This is a genomic window from Arthrobacter sp. 7Tela_A1, assembly GCF_049311065.1.
In the GTDB taxonomy this organism is placed as follows: domain Bacteria; phylum Actinomycetota; class Actinomycetes; order Actinomycetales; family Micrococcaceae; genus Arthrobacter_B.
This window is the reverse complement of the sequence record NZ_JAXIOO010000019.1, coordinates 28642-47264: the sequence shown is the minus strand read 5'-3', so window position 1 is coordinate 47264 and position 18623 is coordinate 28642. Positions and strand designations below refer to the sequence as shown.

Annotated in this window: 15 protein-coding genes; 9 read left to right on the top strand and 6 right to left on the bottom strand. The window is 66.4% G+C overall.

Going from position 1 to position 18623, the window contains the following annotated elements; all coding sequences use genetic code 11:
• Positions 1 to 5: 5 nt before the first annotated feature.
• Both TVB01_RS09805 and hpaH read right to left on the bottom strand, forming a co-directional pair.
• Entirely contained in the window at positions 6 to 815 is an 810-nt protein-coding gene (locus tag TVB01_RS09805) for an HpcH/HpaI aldolase family protein (RefSeq protein ID WP_422455708.1), read from the bottom strand.
• Positions 800 to 1585, bottom strand: coding sequence for a 2-oxo-hept-4-ene-1,7-dioate hydratase (gene hpaH, locus TVB01_RS09800; RefSeq protein ID WP_422455707.1), 786 nt, complete (start codon positions 1583 to 1585; stop codon positions 800 to 802). The genes TVB01_RS09805 and hpaH overlap by 16 nt, the downstream gene beginning before the upstream one ends.
• Before the next feature lie 131 nt (positions 1586 to 1716).
• Here hpaH and TVB01_RS09795 point away from each other — a divergent pair, with 131 nt between their 5' ends.
• From TVB01_RS09795 to TVB01_RS09785, 3 genes are read left to right on the top strand one after another with little or no spacing between them, the layout of a single operon-like run.
• Positions 1717 to 2766, top strand: a complete 1050-nt coding sequence (locus tag TVB01_RS09795) for an alpha/beta hydrolase (RefSeq protein ID WP_422455723.1) — start codon at positions 1717 to 1719, stop codon at positions 2764 to 2766.
• A gap of 20 nt (positions 2767 to 2786) precedes the next feature.
• Positions 2787 to 4250: a DUF5129 domain-containing protein gene (locus TVB01_RS09790; RefSeq protein WP_422455706.1), complete on the top strand. Its 1464-nt coding sequence runs from the start codon at positions 2787 to 2789 to the stop codon at positions 4248 to 4250.
• 45 nt (positions 4251 to 4295) lie between these two features.
• Complete coding sequence (locus TVB01_RS09785; protein ID WP_422455705.1) at positions 4296 to 5147, top strand: methylenetetrahydrofolate reductase; 852 nt, start codon at positions 4296 to 4298, stop codon at positions 5145 to 5147.
• A gap of 53 nt (positions 5148 to 5200) precedes the next feature.
• Here TVB01_RS09785 and TVB01_RS09780 read toward each other — a convergent pair whose 3' ends face one another.
• Positions 5201 to 6184, bottom strand: coding sequence for an ABC transporter substrate-binding protein (locus TVB01_RS09780; RefSeq protein ID WP_422455704.1), 984 nt, complete (start codon positions 6182 to 6184; stop codon positions 5201 to 5203).
• Between the two features lie 182 nt (positions 6185 to 6366).
• Between TVB01_RS09780 and ligM the strand changes: the two genes are divergently transcribed.
• Positions 6367 to 7776 carry a vanillate/3-O-methylgallate O-demethylase gene (ligM, locus tag TVB01_RS09775; RefSeq protein WP_422455703.1) on the top strand — a complete coding sequence of 470 codons (1410 nt, stop codon included), beginning with the start codon at positions 6367 to 6369 and terminating at the stop codon, positions 7774 to 7776.
• A 22-nt stretch (positions 7777 to 7798) separates the two neighbouring features.
• Here the strand turns inward: ligM and TVB01_RS09770 are convergent, their stop codons facing one another.
• From TVB01_RS09770 to TVB01_RS09760, 3 genes are read right to left on the bottom strand one after another with little or no spacing between them, the layout of a single operon-like run.
• The gene (locus TVB01_RS09770) at positions 7799 to 8437 is read right to left on the bottom strand and encodes a LutC/YkgG family protein (RefSeq protein ID WP_422455702.1); all 639 of its coding nucleotides are present in this window, start codon (positions 8435 to 8437) and stop codon (positions 7799 to 7801) included.
• Positions 8434 to 9942, bottom strand: a complete 1509-nt coding sequence (locus TVB01_RS09765) for a LutB/LldF family L-lactate oxidation iron-sulfur protein (protein ID WP_422455701.1) — start codon at positions 9940 to 9942, stop codon at positions 8434 to 8436. The genes TVB01_RS09770 and TVB01_RS09765 overlap by 4 nt, the downstream gene beginning before the upstream one ends.
• Positions 9939 to 10739: a (Fe-S)-binding protein gene (locus TVB01_RS09760; RefSeq protein ID WP_422455700.1), complete on the bottom strand. Its 801-nt coding sequence runs from the start codon at positions 10737 to 10739 to the stop codon at positions 9939 to 9941. Before TVB01_RS09760 ends, TVB01_RS09765 begins: the two co-directional genes overlap by 4 nt.
• A gap of 201 nt (positions 10740 to 10940) precedes the next feature.
• On the opposite strand from TVB01_RS09760, the gene TVB01_RS09755 reads away from it, so the two are divergent.
• The 5 genes from TVB01_RS09755 to TVB01_RS09735 all read left to right on the top strand — a co-directional run bounded on the left by TVB01_RS09755 (position 10941) and on the right by TVB01_RS09735 (position 18611).
• Entirely contained in the window at positions 10941 to 12659 is a 1719-nt protein-coding gene (locus tag TVB01_RS09755) for an L-lactate permease (protein ID WP_422455699.1), read from the top strand.
• A 140-nt stretch (positions 12660 to 12799) separates the two neighbouring features.
• Positions 12800 to 13558: a FadR/GntR family transcriptional regulator gene (locus tag TVB01_RS09750; protein ID WP_422455698.1), complete on the top strand. Its 759-nt coding sequence runs from the start codon at positions 12800 to 12802 to the stop codon at positions 13556 to 13558.
• Between the two features lie 97 nt (positions 13559 to 13655).
• Positions 13656 to 14996, top strand: coding sequence for a sensor histidine kinase (locus TVB01_RS09745; protein ID WP_422455697.1), 1341 nt, complete (start codon positions 13656 to 13658; stop codon positions 14994 to 14996).
• A 65-nt stretch (positions 14997 to 15061) separates the two neighbouring features.
• Entirely contained in the window at positions 15062 to 15721 is a 660-nt protein-coding gene (locus TVB01_RS09740) for a response regulator transcription factor (RefSeq protein ID WP_422455696.1), read from the top strand.
• A gap of 79 nt (positions 15722 to 15800) precedes the next feature.
• Positions 15801 to 18611 (top strand): FAD-binding and (Fe-S)-binding domain-containing protein, encoded by a 2811-nt coding sequence (locus TVB01_RS09735; RefSeq protein ID WP_422455695.1) that lies wholly within the window; start codon positions 15801 to 15803, stop codon positions 18609 to 18611.
• Positions 18612 to 18623: the final 12 nt, after the last annotated feature.

The window sequence follows — 18623 nt, the reverse complement described above, 5'->3', positions numbered from 1 at the left end:
CGCCGCTAGTAGCTGGCGGGGGCGGCGCCGTCCTCATCGGAAGGAAGGTATTTCGCCGCCAGCGCCTCTGAGGCGCGGGCAAGGAGTGCGACGTCGGCTCCGACCAGGATGAAGTCGACGCCGGCATCGAGGTACCTCCGCGCGGTGGCCTCCGCGAAGGCGTTCACGCCGACCGGAACACCCAGGTCCTTCGCCACGGCGATGCATCGCTCGACGGCTGCCACCACCTCCGGATGCTCCTGCTGGCCGAGGTAGCCCATGGAGGCCGCCAGGTCCGAGGGGCCGATGAAGATCCCGTCCACGCCATCGGTCCCGGCGATCTCAGCGACGTTTGCAACGGCCCGCGCAGTCTCCACCTGGACCAGCAGGGTGATCGTTTCATCGGCGCGGCCCAGGTAACCCTCCACCCGGTTCCAGCGCGCAGCCCGGGCCCGCGCGCTGCCCACACCCCGCACCCCGTGGGGCGGATAGCGGACGGAGGCGACGGCGGCGGCTGCCTGGCCGGCGTCGTCCACCATCGGGATCAGCAGGTTCTGTGCCCCGAGGTCCAGGTACTGCTTGATGAGCACCGTGTCATTGGCCGGCAGCCGCACTACCGGCTGGATCGGGTACCCGGCGGCCACCTGCAGCTGGACACTGATCGATTCCAGGCTGTTGGTGCTGTGCTCGCCGTCGATCAGCAGCCAGTCGAGCCCGGAACCGGCGCAGATCTCGGTCACCAGCGGGTTGCCGGTGCAGGCCCACATGCCCACGCGGGCGCGGCCGGAGCCCAGTCCTTCCTTGAACGGGGCGGGAAGTCCTACTCGAAACGGCATGTCACCGACCCCAGCTGTCCGTAGTCGGCATGGACGGTATCTCCCTTGTGGACCCACATGGGCCGTGTGAAGGACCCGGCGAGGATGATCTCTCCGGCTTCGAGGGTGGTTCCGTGGGCCGCAAGCTTGTTGGCAAGCCAATAGACACCCGCGGCGGGATGGTTCAGCACGCCTGCGGCGACGCCGGTCTCCTCGATGGTCTGGTTCTTGTAGAGCAGCGCAGCGACCCAGCGCAGGTCGACGTCGTCAACCTTGACCGGGCGTCCACCCACCACCATCGCGCCCATCGCGGCGTTGTCGGAGATCGTATCCACGATCGTCCGGCCTTCCATTTCAATGCGGGAGTCCAGGATCTCCAGGGCAGGAACCACATACTCGGTGGCGTCCAGCACGTCGAAGATGGAGCAGTTGGGGCCGGAAAGCGGTTTGCCCAGCACAAACGCCAGTTCCACCTCGATCCGGGGATGCGTATAGGCATCCCACTTCACGGTGCAGCCGTTTTCCAGGACCATGTTGTCGAAGATGACGCCGTAGTCGGGCTCGGTGATGCCGGTGGCTGCCTGCATCGCCTTTGACGTCAGGCCGATCTTGCGGCCCACCAGCTTGCGCCCGCCCTCCTGCATGCGCCGGCTCCAGACTCCCTGTACGGCGTAGGAGTCCTCCACGGTCATGTCCGGGTACCGTGTGGTCAGCCGGGGCACCGGAGTGCGGCTGGCACTTGCCTGCACCAGTTCATCGGCGATCTTCTCTATGGTTTCCTTGTCGAGCACGTAACTGCACCACTTTCGGGGAAAACGCTGGCCCGCTCCTTGGCGGCTCTCTCGGATTGTATATGATCCGCGACACATTTCCCCGGAAAATGCTGCCGGAAGTCCCGCTCAACTACGCTGGAGAGGTGCCTATGCCCCGCGCCCGCCGACTGTGGCCCTTCCCGTTGGCCGCTGCAGCATCGGCGGCGCTGCTGCTCTCTCCCTGGCCGGCGGCCCTGCTGATCCGGGGAGTCTTCTACCGCGGCGCACAGCAGCTGGTGGCGCAAATGGCGCCTTATGCCCCGGAAGTCACCGAACACCGGGCACTGAAGTACCAGGCCGACGGCGGCACCCGGCGCCTGGACCTCTACCTTCCGCCCGATCGGACGGGACTTGTCCCTGTGGTTTTCTGGATCCACGGCGGGGCGTGGATTTCCGGTTCCCGCCGCGACGTCGCCCCCTACCTGAGGATGCTGGCGGGCCGGGGCTTCGCCGCCGTCGGCGTCGACTATTCCGTTGCCCCGGGTGCCCGCTATCCCGTGGCACTGAACCAGCTCGATTCCGCGCTTCGCTTCCTGGAGGAGCACGCCGGCCAGTACGGGCTGGATATGAGGCGTGTGGTCATTGCCGGTGACTCCGCCGGCGCCCAGCTCGCTGCCCAGCTGACTGCGGCTGTTTCCGCCCCTGAGTACGCTGCTGCCCTGGGGTTCTCCCCCACCCTGCCCCGAAAGCACCTGCGCGGTGCGGTGCTGCACTGCGGTGTCTACGACTTGAAGGCCATGTCCGAGTTGACCGGAATCCTGGGATGGGGCTTCCGCACGGCACTCTGGGCTTACACCGGCACCCGGGACTTCGCCCGCACTGCCGCCGCGGACCACATGTCCGTCCTGGAGCATGCCACGCCGGACTTTCCGCCAGCCTTTATCTCCGGCGGCAACGGCGACGGCCTCACCCTCACGCAGTCCGTTCCCTTCGCCAACCGCCTGGAATCCCTGGGCGTCCCCGTGACGCGCAGGTTCTGGCCCGGCCTCTCGCCGGCCCTGCCGCACGAGGCGCAGTTCCAGTTTTCCCGCCCCGAAGCCGGTGCCGTCCTGGATGAGACCCAGACGTTCCTGGTGTCGGTGGTGGGGCAGGATGGCATACTTTCCGGCATGTCCAGCGCACGCCCGGCGGCCGGAACCCTCCCCCGGCCGTCCACGTAACCGACCTTCTGTGAGGACCCATGCGCCGTTTCCTGCTGCTCGCCCTGACCATGCTGCTGGCGTTCGCGGTGCCCGCTTCGCCGGCCGCCGCCGTCGAACCGGATGACATCGTGGTGGATGACACCGCCGGAGTCCTCGACCTCAACACGCTCCTGCCCGCCCTCGAAGGGGTCCAGTTCCGCGACCCAACGACAGTGGCGATCTACACCTTCCGCAGTGAGCCGGGACGGGAGTTCGACGACGGCGACACGTTCATGAATGAGGAAACGCTCCGTTACGCCCGGGAAGAGCATCCGGAGTGGATCAGTGCCGACGGGCAGAAATGGGCGGATGGTTTGTTCATCTTCTCCCTGGACCCCGAGGGCCGGTGGATCGGAACGTACTTCGGCGAAGACCGGAAAGTGGACAGTGGAGCAGCCGAGGACATCCGGGAGGAAGCGGGCGAGTACTTCGCCGACGCCCAGTGGACGGACGGCACTCTTGCCGGCGTGGAGGAAGCTGCGAAGCTGATTAACCGGCCCTGGTACCTGAACCCTGCCCTCTGGGTCCTGGCCGGAGGAATCGTGCTCGTGGCGGCAGCTGTCTGGTTGGCGGTCATCACGACGCGGCGGAAGCGGCTGGCAGCCAACCGGAAACTGATCGCCGCGGCCGAGCGCTCCTACTCCAGCGTGAGCATGGACCTGGACGCTACCGAGGTCAACGCCCGGACCATCCCGGACAGCTCCACCTACGGCGCACGGGTACTGGAGGAATATCGCACCTTCATGGCGCGCTACAACACCGCCACTGAGCTGGGAAACCAGGTCCGCGCCCTGTCGGAAAAAGACCTGCGCCGCCGCGGCAGCACCAAACCGGTGGAGGAATTCGCCGAACTCTCCGCTGCCCTTGACGGCATTGACGACGTCATTGCCGATACGAACACCCTGCTGAATATGGCCCCTGGCTGGGAGGCTGCCTGGGACCGGCAGGTAGCGCCGCTGCTGGAGGAACTGGACAAACTTGACGAGCTCTTAGAGGACAAAACCGGGAAGGACTCCGCCACGGCCGCTGCGCTCCTGGCGTTCCGGACCCACTGCCGCCGCCGGCTCCAGGCTGCTGCAGCCGGCCTGGCAGAGGAGTCCCTCACTCCCGAACAGGCCCTGGACGTCCTGCACGACGCCGGCAGCGAACTGGCTGTGCTGCTGAAGAACCACGCCGAGACGGTGATCGCTGAGGCAGCAGAGGATGACGCTGAACGCGAGCTCATGCGGGAGGCGCTGGAGGAGTCCCGCGACCGTCCCCGCCGCTACCGGGACGGATACCGGCCCAGCATCCTGGATACGGCCTACCCGAATTACCTCTGGACCGTCAGCGCGTTCAGCTCCGGCGTTTCCTCCGGCAGCAGCAGCATCGAGTCGGCCCGGAGTGCTGCGTCCGGGTCCGCCAGCGGCTATGGCGCCAGCGGCGGCAGCTTCAGCGGATCCGGCAGTTCTTCCCGGTTCTAGTCGATTCGTGGACACCTGGCACCCGGGCTGGCTAGGGTGTTCCGCATGAGCGCACTGGATCCGGCCCCGAGCCGCCTGCTGTCCGGTTTTTCCGTGGAGATGACCGGCAAGGACATCCCGGCACTGCATGAGGCCCAGGATGTGCTGCCTCCGGGCACCCGGGTCAACGTCACGTTCCTCGGCAACGAGGATCTGCCCATGCGCCTGGCGGCGGCCGCTGCGGTGAAGGCCGCCGGACACGTCCCCGTCCCGCACATCTCCGCCCGCCGGCTCGGCTCCGCAGCCGAGCTGGAGAAGTTCCTGGGCGCCCTGGCTGAGGCGGGGACGGTGGAGAATGTGTTCGTGGTGGCCGGTGATCCTGCCGAGCCCATGGGTCCGTACGAGGACTCCCTGGCCGTCATCGCTTCGGGGCTTCCCGCGGCGTTCGGTGCCCGGCACGTCAGCATCGCGGGATATCCGGAAGGCCACCCCGACATTGGAACTCCAACTCTGTGGTCCTCGCTCGAAGGCAAGCTCGCGTCCCTGGCTGACCAGGGGCTCGAGGCCTCGATCATCACCCAGTTCGGCTTTGACACCGCGCCTGTCCTGGCCTGGCTGGAAGAACTGCGCGGCCGCGGGATCGAGGCGCCCGTCCGGATCGGTGTTCCGGGCCCGGCAGGCATCAAGCGGCTCCTGGGCTATGCCCGGCGGTTTGGTGTCGGCACCTCCGCCGGAATCGCCCAAAAGTACGGGTTCTCCCTGGCCAACCTGCTGGGTACTGCCGGACCGGACCGCTTCATCCACGACCTGGATGCGGCGTATGATCCGGCACGCCACGGAGTGGTCCAGCTGCACTTCTATACCTTTGGCGGCCTGCGGGCCACCGCGGAGTGGGTCCGGGACTTCCAGGGAGCCTAACTAACCCCGAAAGTCCCGGACACTGCCGGGAAATTAGTTGCACTGCCGGGAAACTAGTTGGCCGGCAGCAGCTCATCCATGTTCGGGATCTCCTCGACCAGTCCGCGGTCCAGGGAAATCTGCGCAACCTCCTCGACGGAAGCACGGTTCACCTCGGTGCCGTACTTCGGCAGGGTCAGCTGTTCAATGACTTCCGGCTTCAGCGAGGTGTACGTGGGAAGGATCGCGCGGACCTTGTCCGGGTTCTGCTCCGCGAACTCCTGCGAGGCCTTGATGGCACGGACGAACTTCTCGACAATCTCCGGATTTTCCTGGGCGTACTGGTCGGAGGCGAAGTACACCGCCACGGTCAGGTCATCCACCGGTTCGGCGTAGTTGGAAAACACGGGCACGGCACCTTCGGCTTCGGCAATGGTGACGAAGGGCTCGACGGCGGCAATCGCGTCCACGGTTCCGGCCGCGAGCTGGCCGGCGAGCTCCGGGAACGGAATCTCGACGAACTCGATGCTCTCGTAGTCCCCGCCGGCTTCCTTGACGGCCTCGGAGATGGTCGAATCTGAAATGTTGTTCAGCGTGTTCACGCCGATTTTCTTGCCCGCCAGATCCGCCGTGGTCTTGATGCCGCTCTCCGGCATGCTCATGACGGCTGCGAAGTCCTCCTCCGTATTTCCAGTGGAGGACGGTCCTGCCGCGACCATGTGCACAGGCAGTCCCTTCGAGCGGCCGACGATCATGGACGTGATGTTGGAGAAGCCAAAGTCCATCTGGCCGGATGTCACGGCGGGAACAATGGCAGCGCCGCCCTGCGCCAAGGTCAGGGTGACGTCCAGGCCCTCGTCTTCGAAAAGCCCTTCGTCCACGCCGAGGTAGATCGGTGCAACATCGACGATGGGGATGACACCGACCTCGATGGCGGTTGTCCCTTCCGCCGCGGCCCCGGAGGCTTCCGTCTCCTCGGAATCAGAGAGCGAACCGGATCCGCACGCCGTCAGGCCGAGCAGCGCCGTCATTGCCGCTGCTGCGAGCAGTTTTTTCATGTGATCTCCTCGATTAGGCGCGAACTGACGCGCCAGGGGATGTGACACAGCACACATTATCCATCCGGTTAGGCAATGGCCAGCATGCCGGCAGCGGGGTCTCGACATACCTATCCGTATAGATATAGGGTCGGCGCACCGGAGCAGTCCGGATCCCCGTCCCACAGAAACAGAGGTTCACCGTGGCACCAAAGAATCTGCAGGAAGTCCTGGATGCGTCCCAGGGAGTCGTCGACCACCTGCGCAACTCGCAGATCGGCGCATATATCTACCCCGTCGTCGCGCCCGAATTCACGAACTGGCGCAGTGAGCAGCGCGCCTGGCGCGAGACCGCCGTCCTGTTCGACCAGTCGCACCATATGGACAACGTATTCCTCAAGGGCCCTGACGCACTCAAGCTGATCTCGGACACGGCCATCAACAGCGTGGCGAACTTTCCGGTCAACAAGGCCAAGCAGTATGTCCCGACGACGCCGTCCGGTCACGTGATCGGCGACGGCATTCTCTTCCACCAGGACGAGGACGAATACGTCTACGTCGGCCGGGCGCCCGCCGCCAACTGGCTGCTGTTCAACGCCGAAACCGGCGGCTACAACCTGGAGATCGAGGCGGACCGCCGCTCGCCCTCGCGCCCCATGGGCAAACCCGTGAGCCGGCGCTACTGGCGGTTCCAGATCCAGGGACCCAACGCCTGGTCCATCATCGAGAAGGTCAACGGCGGGTCACTGGAGCAGCTCAAATTCTTCAACATGGACACCATGAACATTGCCGGCGAGCAGGTACGCACGCTCCGGCACGGCATGGCCGGCGCACCCGGGCTTGAGATCTGGGGCGACTACGCCTCCTATGACAAGGTCCGGGATGCGCTGATGGAGGCCGGCGCCGAGTTCGGCATGGCCGCAGTGGGCGCCCGGGCGTACCCGTCCAACACCCTCGAATCCGGGTGGATCCCCTCCCCGCTGCCGGCCATCTACACCGACGAACGGCTGCGTCCGTACCGCGAATGGCTGGGTGCGGACAGCTACGAGGCGACCAACGCCGTCGCCGGCAGTTTTGTCTCGGAGAACATCGAGGACTACTACCTCACTCCCTGGGAGCTGGGCTACGGATCCTTCGTGAAGTTCGACCACGATTTCATTGGCCGCGAGGCACTCGAAGCCATGGACCCGGCCGCACAGCGCCGCAAGGTGACACTCGCCTGGAACGCCGAAGACCTGGGGCGGATCTTCACGTCCCAGCTGGACACGGAGCAGACGCCGTACAAGTCCTTCGACCTGCCGCTGGCCAACTACGGATCCTCGAACTACGACTCGGTGATTGACGCCGACGGCAACGTGGTGGGCGTTTCAATGTTCACGGGCTACTCCGCGAATGAGCGCCGCGGGCTCTCCCTGGCAACGGTGAACCCGGATGTTCCGGAGGGCAGCGAACTGCGCGTGGTCTGGGGCGAGCCGGACGGCGGCACCGCCAAGACCACGGTGGAGCCGCACCGCCAGCTGGAAGTGCGTGCCGTGGTCAGCCCGGTGCCGTATTCCGAGACCGTGCGCAAGGACTACAAGGGCGGCTGGCGCACCGGTTACACCGGTTCCTGACCGTTCGCCCTGTGCCCGGCCGCTAAGCGCTGCGGACGATGATCACATCCAGGGTGCGCGGACCGTGTACGCCCTCAACTCGTTCAAGCTCAATATCGCTGGTGGCGCTCGGCCCGCTGATCCAGGTCAGCGGCCGGGTGCCGTCCAGGCGCCGAAGTGCCTCAGGCAGGATCATGGTGATATCCGAGGCCCGGACAACACACACGTGGTGGTCCGGGATCAGGGAGATGGCGCGCCGGCCCATGCCATCGCTGCCGTCCAGGATGATGGTTCCGGTTTCCGCCACGGACACTGCGCTGCCGGTGACCACGGCAGACGTGGCGTCCAGTGCGGCAACGCTCAGCGGCTCGGTGCGGGAGTCAGTGCGCCGCCGTCCCGGTCCGGCCGCCTCTGCATCAGCCAGCCAGGCTTCCTCAATGCCGGCAGGCACCACGTAACTGGCGGCGCCGTCGAGCAGTTCTGCGATCCGGGGACCAACACCGGCCTCGTCCACCACGGTGACGCCCGCCTTGTAATCCTTCAGCCGGTCCACCAGCACGCTGATGCGTTCCTCCTCGGGCGCGTCGACGGCGGTGCGGTAGGTACGCGGCACCTCGGGGACCACCGGTGCATCCTTCAGCGCACCGCGGAGCCGTTCCAGGATCTCTTCGCGAGCGCTCATGCCTGCTTCTCCCTCTGTGCTGCGTCCGCTGACGGAGCCTCGTGTTCTTTCGCCCACCAGTCCCGGAAGGACTGGGCGGGAGGTGCCGGAATGTCCCGGCTCTGGGTCCAGCCGGCGGCGATGCCGGGCAGCTTGGTGATCTTGTGCTTCCGGCCGGCGGCGAGCTTGCCCAGCGGCAGGCCCTTTTCCAGCAGTCCCAGGTTGCGGCCGCGGGAGAACGCCCAGGAGGCACCCTTCATCAGCAGGTCCATCTGGGTGGGCACCTTCTTGCCGCGTTTGCTGTCAACGTCCACCGAGCGCAGGTGCACCAGGATCTCCGGAATGTTGATCTTCACCGGGCAGGCGTCGTAGCACGCACCGCACAGCGAGGAAGCATACGGCAGCGAGTTGTTTTCCTCGGACTTAATGCCGGTCATCAGCGGCGAGAGGATGGCACCGATCGGCCCCGGGTAGGTGGAACCGTACGCGTGGCCGCCGGTCCGCTCGTAAACCGGACAGACGTTCATGCAGGCGCTGCAGCGGATGCAGTGCAGTGCCGAACGGCCCATCTCATCCGCCAGCGCAGCACTGCGCCCGTTGTCCACCAGCACCAGGTGCACGTTCTGCGGTCCGTCGCCCTCGGTGACGCCGGTCCAGAGCGAGGTGTAGGGATTCATCCGCTCACCGGTGGAGGACCGCGGCAGCAGCTGCATGAAGACTTCCAGGTCCTGCCACGTCGGAAGCAGCTTCTCCACCCCCATCACGGTGATCAGCGTTTCCGGCAGCGTCAGGCACATGCGCCCGTTGCCTTCGGATTCGACGACGGCGAGCGTCCCTGCGTCGGCGATGGCGAAGTTGGCGCCGGAGACTGCCACCTTGGCGGACAGGAATTTCCGCCGCAGGTGGGACCGCGCGGCCTCGGCCAGCTTGGCCGGCTCATTGGTGAGCTCCGGGTCAACTCCCGGCATTTCGCGCAGGAAGATGTCCCGCACCTGGGTGCGGTTCTTGTGGATGGCCGGGACCAGGATGTGGCTTGGCTTGTCATGGTCGAGCTGGACAATCAGTTCCGCGAGGTCGGTCTCGTACGCGGCGATGCCCTGCTCTTCGAGGTATTCGTTCAGGCCAATTTCCTGCGTGGCCATCGACTTGACCTTCACGACCTCGTCCACGCCCTCGGCACGGATCAGGTCGCGGACAATCTCGTTGGCTTCATCGGCGTCGCGTGCCCAGTGGATCACGCCGCCGCGCGCAGTGAAGTTGGCTTCGAACTGCTCCAGCAGCTCAGGCAGCCGGGCCATGACGGATTCCTTGACGGCACTGCCGGCATCCCGCAGGTCCTCCCAGTCCGGCAGTTCCCCCACAACCCGCAGCCGCTTGTCCCGGATGGTGTGGGTGGCGTGGCCCAGATTGGCGCGGAGCTGTTCGTTGGCCAGTTCCTTCCGGGCCGCGGAGGGGAAGGATTCGACGGCATTCAGGTTCCCCCGGCCGTAGGCGGGAAGCATGGGCATGCCCAGGTAAGTGCTCATCGTGCAGCCTTTCCGCTGACCAGGACGTCGCCGGTGACGGATATCGGATTCTCCCGGGTACTGGCCAGGATTTCAGCGAAGTGCAGCGTGGTCACATCACTGCCTTCGCGGGAAAGTCCGCCGCCGATGTGCAGCAGGCAGGACGCGTCCCCGCCGGAACAGAGCGAGGCGCCGGTGGCTTTGATGTTGGCAGCCTTGTCCGCGAGCATCGCCGAGGAGACGTCGGCATTCTTCAGCGAGAACGTTCCGCCGAACCCGCAGCACTGGTCCGCCTGGGGAAGCTCCGCCACTTCGATTCCGCCGACGCTGGAGAGCAGGTTCAGCTGGCGGTCGCCCAGGCGCAGCAGGCGCATGCCGTGGCAGCTCGGGTGGTAGGTGATGGTGTGCGGGAACCAGGAGCCGAGCTGCTCGGCCGCGTTGGTGACGCCCAGGACGTCGGTCAGCAGTTCGGAGAGTTCGTAGGTCTTGGCTCCAACGGCTTCGGCCTGGGCCTCGAGTTCCTTGTCCCCGGCAGAACGGGCGACCATCGGATGCTGGTGCTTCACGGACCCGACGCAGGAACCGGAAGGCGCGACGGCGACGTCGTAGTCCGCGGGATTGAAGGCCGCCACATGGTTGCGGACCACCGGCACGGCCTCGGGCAGGTAGCCGGAATTGACGTGCATCTGGCCGCAGCACGCCTGGCCAGCGGGGAAGACGACCTGGTGGCCCAGCCGCTCAAGGATGGCCACGGTGGCCCGGGCTGTCCGCGGATACATGGCATCCACGATGCAGGTGGCGAATAGTGCGATTCTCATGGCTGCCTCTCGACGGGGAGAACCCCGGGGTCATGTGGTCTGACCATAGTAGATCACGTTGCCCCCGACACATCCAGAGACCCTACCCCCTAGCGGTGACTGCGATCACAGGTACGGACGGAAAATGGGGTAGTATTCCTTGGTCTGACCATAGTGGTCTGACCACCCCGTCCCCCATTTCGTCCAGCCCGGAGGTCCCCTGTGGATCACTTCACCGCCACCACTGATCCGGTATTCGGCAGCGTTGCCGTTTCCGCCATCGTGGCGCTTATTCCCCTGCTCACCTTCTTCGTCCTTCTCGCGTTCCTGAAAGTCAAGGCGCACTTTGCCGGCGGCATCTCGCTCCTCGTGGCCATCGCCGTCGCCATTTGGGCGTTCAAGATGCCCGCCGGACTGGCCCTGCTCTCCGCGACACAGGGCGCCGTCTTCGGCGCGTTCCCGGTGGTCTGGATCGTCATCATGGCCATCTGGCTGTACCAGATCACTGTTGTCAGCGGACGGTTTGAGGACCTGCGCAGGGTTTTTGACGCCATCGGCGGCGGCGACGTCCGCATCCAGGCGATCCTGGTGGCGTTCTGCTTCGGCGGACTCCTCGAGGCCCTGGCCGGTTTCGGCGCCCCAGTGGCCATCACCGCAACCATGCTCGTGGCACTTGGCCTGAAGCCAATGAAGGCCGCAGCAGCTGTCCTGGTGGCCAACACTGCCCCGGTTGCCTTCGGCGCCATGGCCATCCCGATCACCACGGCCGCCAATCTCACCGGACTCGACGCGGACCACCTGGGCGCCGTCGTCGGCCGCCAGGCTCCGCTCCTGGCCGTCATCGTTCCGCTGATCCTCATCTTCATCCTGGACGGCTTCCGCGGCGTGAAGGAAACCTGGCCGGCGGCCCTCGTCACCGGAGTCGCCTTCTCCGGCGCGCAGGTGCTGTGCTCCACGTTCTTCTCCTACGAACTCACCGACATCGTGGCCGCGCTTGCCGGCCTGGGTGCGGCCGTCGTCTTCCTGCGTTTCTGGCAGCCGCGCGGCATCGAAGGTGCGCGTGTGCGCATGGGTCTTTCGGAAATGGCCGCCGCCGGCAGCCAGAAGCCCGGCTCGGCCGGCGGTTCCGTTGCCGTCCGCGACGAAAACTCGCTGACGGTGTCCCGCACCTGGCTGGCACTGTTCCCGTACTTCCTGGTGATCTTCATCTTCGGCATCGCCAAGCTGTGGAAGATCGGTGTGGACATCCCCGCATTCCTGGCCTCCACGGACATCAAGGTCCCGTGGCCGGTCCTGCACGAGCGGCTGGTTGATGCAGCCGGCGAACCCGTGTCTTCGACCATCTACACGTTCAACTGGCTGTCCACCCCGGGCACGCTGCTGCTCATCACCGGCCTGATCGTCTCCTTCGTCTACTCCAAGTACGACGACGGCGGCCGCTACCGGATGACCGTAGGCAACGGCGTGGCGGAAATCGGCCGGACCGTCTGGAACATGCGCTGGGCCGGACTGACCATCCTTTCGGTCCTGTCCCTGGCCTACGTCATGAACTTCTCCGGGCAGACTGTCTCGATCGGCACCTGGCTGGCCGGCACCGGCGCATTCTTTGCGTTCCTCTCCCCCGTACTGGGCTGGGTAGGCACCGCCGTGACGGGTTCGGACACCTCCGCCAACGCGCTGTTCGCCCGCCTGCAGCAGACCGCCGGCCTGGAAGCCGGCATCGATCCGAACCTCCTGGTGGCCGCCAACACCACCGGCGGCGTGGTCGGCAAGCTGATCAGCCCGCAGAACCTGGCCATCGCCGTGACGGCCGTGAAGCTGGACGGCCAGGAATCGGTGCTGCTGCGCAAGGTGATCGGCTGGAGCGTTGCACTGCTGCTGGTGCTCTGCACCCTGGTCTTCCTGCAGTCCACGCCGGTGCTCGGCTGGATGCTGCCGTAGGGAACCGGTCCTGCTCGAATGCCCTGGGAGGCGTGCCGCTGCAGGCACGCCTCCCAGCGCGTTAAAACGCAGGACACCTCCCGCCGCGCCCTTTGCGCAGGCACCCCGATCCGGGCCTGCGGACATGTAAGGATATTGACGTGACTCTTACGGAATCCAGCCCCCTGCCGCCCCGCCGCAGCTACGACCTGCTGCTGGAGAACATCGAAGCGGACCTGCGCTCGGGTGCCATCAAGCTCGGCGACCAGCTTCCGGGGGAACGCACCCTCGCAGAGACCTACGGCATCTCCCGGGCCTCCGTCCGGGAAGGCATCCGGATCCTGGATGCCATGGGCGTGCTGCGCAGCTCCTCCGGGTCGGGCCCGAAGTCAGGCGCCATCATCGTCTCCGAGCCCTCCGCCGGGCTTTCGTCGGCACTGCGCCTGCACATGGCCAGCAGCCGGCTTTCGGTCGCGGACATTGTGGAAACCCGGGTGCTGCTGGAAACGTGGGCCGCCCAGGCCGCCGCCACTTCCCCGGATACTGCGGAAAAACAGGAAGCACTGGCACGGGCCGGTTCCCTGCTGGAGGCCATGGACCGCCCGGACCTGGACCGGGACACCTTCCACACCCTGGATGCCCGGTTCCATGTTGAGCTCAGCTCACTGGCCGGCAACTCAGTCATCGAGACCATGATGGACTCGCTCAGCGGAGCCATCCGCGGCTACGTGAAGGAAGCCATGGACAACTTCGACGACTGGCCGCGCATCCTCACAGCCCTGCGGCAACAGCACCACGGTATTTTCGACGCCGTCGCAGACCGCGATGGCGCGCTGGCCGCCGACAGGCTGCGTGAGCACATCACGTGGTTCTACGCTCAAATCCCGCCGGCGGAGTCCCAGGACCAGAGCCTCGGGTAACCCGAGGACCGCCCTTCACGGCTCCAGGGGGACCCTCCCCGAAAAACCGGGGGAAATCCCCATGGCTACGCACGTTTCGACGTAGCAAGCTGGAGCCATGACCAACACCTATCTCCCCGAACCCGGCGCCGCAGCGCAGCCGCTGGCAGCTTCAGCGGACCCGGCCCCGATCCGCCGGCCGGCGTTTTTCCGCAGCACCACCTGGCGGGCGTTCGGCTACCACGCCGTTACCCTCCTGCTGGCACCCCTGGCGCTGGCCTACGCGGTGAGCACCGTGGTGCTGGGGTCCACCCTGCTTGTCACGGTCGTGGGGCTGATCGTTCCGGCGGCGATGGTCGTCGCAGCGAGGTACTGGGGAACGGTCAACCGGTCCCTCACCTCAGCCCTGCTGCACCGGAACATCGAGGCCCCGCCGCCGTTCACTCCCCGACCGGGGTTCTTCGGCTATCTGCGGTCCGGCCTTGCTGACACCGCCGGGTGGAGGGCGATCGCGCATATGGCGGTCAGCTTCGTGACCGCCACCACCGCAGCAATACTCAGCATCACCTTCCTCGTCACGGGTCTGGGCTGCATGACCCACTGGTACTGGTCCCAGTGGCTTCCGCCCATGCAGGCCTCGGACGGTACCTGGCACCGCGGCACCATGATCGCCCCCGACGTATTCCTGGATGGATTCTGGTGGCAGGCTGCCTACGCAGCGGCCGGCGTCCTTCTGACCTTTATCCTCTGGCCCGCCGTCAACAACGGTTCCGCCCGGCTGCAGGCAGTCCTCTCAGCTGCCCTGCTCGGCCCCACGGCAGCCCAGCGCCGGGTGCAGGATTTGGAAGCCAGCCGGAGCAGCTCGGTCAACACCGCCGATGCGCGGCTGGCCCAGATCGAGCGCGACCTCCATGACGGTACCCAGGCGCAGCTGGTCGCGATCGCCATGAAACTCGGCGATGCCCGGGACCGGCTGTCCGCCGAGGAGACGAACGAAGACCTGCAGCACCTCCTGGACAGCGCCCACGGTACGGCCAAGGACGCCCTCGCGGACCTGCGCGGAATCGCCCGCGGCATCCGGCCGCCGGTCCTGAGCGACGGACTCGACGCAGCACTGGAATCCCTGGCTGCCACAGCACCCTTGCCCGTGGAACTCACCTACCGGCTGCAGGTCCGCCCGGCCCCGGCGGTTGAAGCGATCGCCTACTACTGTGCCGCGGAACTGGTGACCAACGCCGTGAAGCATTCACGCGGGACACAGCTGCGCATCTGCGTGGCCGGCGAGGACAACCACCTCCTCCTGGAGGTCGTGGATGACGGGGTCGGCGGCGCCAATCCCGCAGCGGGCACCGGCTTGGCCGGACTCGCAGAACGGGTGCGGACCGTCGACGGCGTCCTGGCCGTCTCGTCGCCGCTGGGCGGACCCACCACCGCCACCGTCCGGCTGCCGCTCTCGTGACGGCTCCCCCGGCAACGTCCCCCGGGACGGTTCCCGAGCGCGGAACCATGGTGCAAGCTTCAGGCATGAAGATTGCGATAGCCGAGGATTCCGCGCTGCTGCGCGAAGGCCTGGTGGAACTGCTCAGCGGGCGGGGCCACCAGGTCCTCGCTGCCGCCGGCACCGCCGAGGAATTGTTCACAGCACTGGAAACCGCGGATCCGGACGTCGTGATCCTGGACAACCGGATGCCGCCCACCCACACCAGCGAAGGGATCCGCGCTGCGCTGCTGCTCCGCGAAACCCGCCCGGAGGTCGGCGTCCTGCTGCTTTCCCAGTACGTGGAGACCCGCTATGCCACGCAGCTTTTCGCCGGCCAGCCCAGCGGCACCGGTTACCTCCTCAAGGACCGGGTGGCCGACGTCGGCGCTTTCCTCCAGGCCCTGGAACGCATCCGTGCCGGTGAAACCGTGCTGGACCCCGAGGTGGTCCGCGCTCTGATGGGGGCCCGGAAACCCGCCGGACTCGCATCACTGACACTCCGGGAACAGGAAGTGCTGGAGCTAATGGCCCAGGGACGGACAAACGCCGGGATCTGTGCTGAACTGTTCCTCTCCGCCGGCGCGGTGGAGAAGCACATCACGTCGATATTCGGCAAGCTGGACCTGCTTCCCGCAACTGCGGACCACCGGCGGGTCCTGGCCGTTCTGCACTATCTCGAGGCTGCACCGCCCGGTGTGGCCTGACCATTTCGCCGAAGGCGTCTCGCGGGCCTAGATTTAGTTCGGGAGACAATTACCCGCCGATGTCTTGGATCAGGATCGTATGTCAGTCACAGCAGAGTCAGCCGCAACCGCAATCAGTGCCCTGGGCACCACCGGTATCAGCATCCGGGAAATCGACCGCCGTAAAATGGCGCACGATGCCTCGCACTACCTGCTGATCCCGGAGGCCGTGGCCACACCGTCAACCACCGCCGAAGTGGCCCAGCTGATGCGCCGCAGCCGCGAACTGGGCATCCCGGCGACCTTCCGGTCCGGCGGCACCTCCCTCTCCGGCCAGGGGGTCAGCGACAGCCTCCTGATTGACACACGGCACCATTTCCGGGACATCGAAGTGCTCGACGGCGGTGCCCGCGTCCGCGTGGCGCCCGGCGCTACGGTACGTGCCGTCAACTCCCGCCTCGCTGCCCACGGCCGCAAGCTGGGACCGGATCCGGCGAGTGAGATCGCCTGCACCATCGGCGGCGTGGTGGCCAACAACTCTTCCGGCATGGCCTGCGGAACCGAGTTCAACACCTACCGGACCCTGGAATCCATGGTCCTGGTCCTGGCCAGCGGTACCGTTCTGGACACCGGGGCTCCGGACGCAGACGAGAAGCTCCGTGCCTTGGAACCGGAACTGTTCGAAGGCCTGCTGCGGCTGCGCGGACGCATCGTGGCGAACCCGGATTCTGTCGCGACCATCACCCGCCTGTTCTCGATGAAGAACACCATGGGCTACGGGTTGAACTCCTTCCTGGACTACGAGAACCCCGCGGACATCCTCGCGCACCTCATGATCGGCAGCGAAGGCACCCTGGGCTTCGTCGCCCAGGCGACGTTCCGTACCATTCCGGCGCTGCCGAAGGTTGCCACGGGCCTGATGTTCTTCGAATCGCTCGACGCCGCTGCCACCGCCCTGCCCGAACTCACCGCCACCGGGCTGGCCACGGTGGAACTGATGGACGCCACGTCCCTGCGTGTCGCCCAGGTCGCGGCCGACGCTCCGGCCGAACTGCGGGGCCTGGTTGTCCAGGACCATGCGGCACTGCTGGTGGAGCATCAGGCGGCCAGCGTCGAAGAGCTCGAAGCCAAGCGTGAGGCATCGCGTCCGCTCTTCGAGTCACTGCGCCTTGCCGCACCGTTCGCCATGACCACCAACGCCCGCGACCGGGCCGGAATGTGGCACCTGCGCAAGGGCCTCTACACGACTGTTGCCGGGGCCCGGCCGTCCGGGACCAATGCCCTGCTGGAGGACATCGTTGTTCCGGTGCCGTCGCTGGCGCGGACCTGCGCCGAGCTGCACGTCCTCTTCTCGGACCACCATTACAAGGATTCGGTCATCTTTGGGCACGCCAAGGACGGCAACATCCACTTCATGCTGAACGAGAACTTCAGCGACCCGGCCGAGCTGGCCCGTTACGAGGCGTTCACCGAGGAAATGGTGGACCTGGTGCTGGGTGAAGGCGGATCCCTGAAAGCCGAACACGGCACCGGCCGGATCATGGCACCCTACGTCCGCCGGCAGTACGGCGACGAACTCTACGAGATCATGTGTGAGGTTAAGCGGCTCATCGACCCGCCCAACCTGCTCAACCCCGGAGTCCTGATCAACGAGGATCCGCGCTCCTACGTGGAGAACCTGAAGATCGCCCCCACGGTTGAACCCGAAGTGGACCGCTGCGTCGAATGCGGGTACTGCGAACCGGTATGCCCCAGCAAGGACCTGACCACCACGCCGCGGCAGCGGATCGTGCTGCGCCGCGAGATCGCCGACGCCGAGGCCCGCGGAGACTCCGTCCTGGCGGCAACCCTCCGTGCGGACTATGACTACGACGCCGTGCAGACCTGCGCGGTGGACGGCATGTGCGGCACGGCCTGCCCGGTGCTGATCAATACCGGTGACCTGGTCCGCCGGCTGCGCGCGGAAAACACCAACCCCGTGGCCGACGCCGGCTGGAAGGCTGCCGCCGGGCGCTGGGGGGCCATGACGTCCGTGGGCGGAAAGGCCCTGACCTTCGCCAAGGCCGTCCCCTCGCCGCTGCCCAAGCTGGCCACCGCCGTCGGCCGTGCCCTCCTGGGTGCGGACAACATCCAGTCCTATGACACCGTGCTGCCGGGCGGCGGAACCCGCCGCGCCCCGCATGAAGATGCGGATCCGGTAGCCGTCTTCTTCCCTGCCTGCATCGGCACTATGTTTGGTCCGGCAGGCGGCGGCGAAGGATCCGCGCCCGCGTTCATGGAGCTCTGCGGCCGGGCCGGCGTGGGCGTCCGCATCCCCAAGGGCATCGAAAACCTGTGCTGCGGCACGCCCTGGAAGTCCAAAGGCTTTACCTCCGGCTACCAGGACATGACCGAGAAGGTGCTCGCCAACCTGTGGGTGGCCACCAACGGCGGAGAACTGCCGGTGGTGTGCGACGCCGCGTCCTGCACCGAGGGGCTGGACACCATGAAGCGCCTGGCCGGAGAAAGCCCGGTCTATCCCGGCCTGCGGTTTGTCGATTCGGTGGACTTCGTCCGTGACGCCGTGCTCCCCCGCCTGGAGGCGACCCGGAAGCTGGGGTCACTGGCGCTGCACCCCACCTGCTCTTCCACCCAGCTGGGCGCCAACGATGCCCTGACCGAAATCGCAACGGCCGTGAGCGCCGAAGTGTTCGTTCCGCCGAGCTGGGGCTGCTGTGCCTTCGCAGGCGACCGCGGCCTGCTGCATCCCGAGCTGACGGCCTCCGCCACGCAAAAGCAGGCGGAGGAAATCAACTCGCGGACCTTTGACGGCTACGCCTCGGTGAACCGCACGTGCGAGATCGGTATGAGCAAGGCGACCGGCCAGACGTACCGCCACATCCTGGAGTACCTGGCGGAAGCGACCCGCTGACCGGCAGCGCCG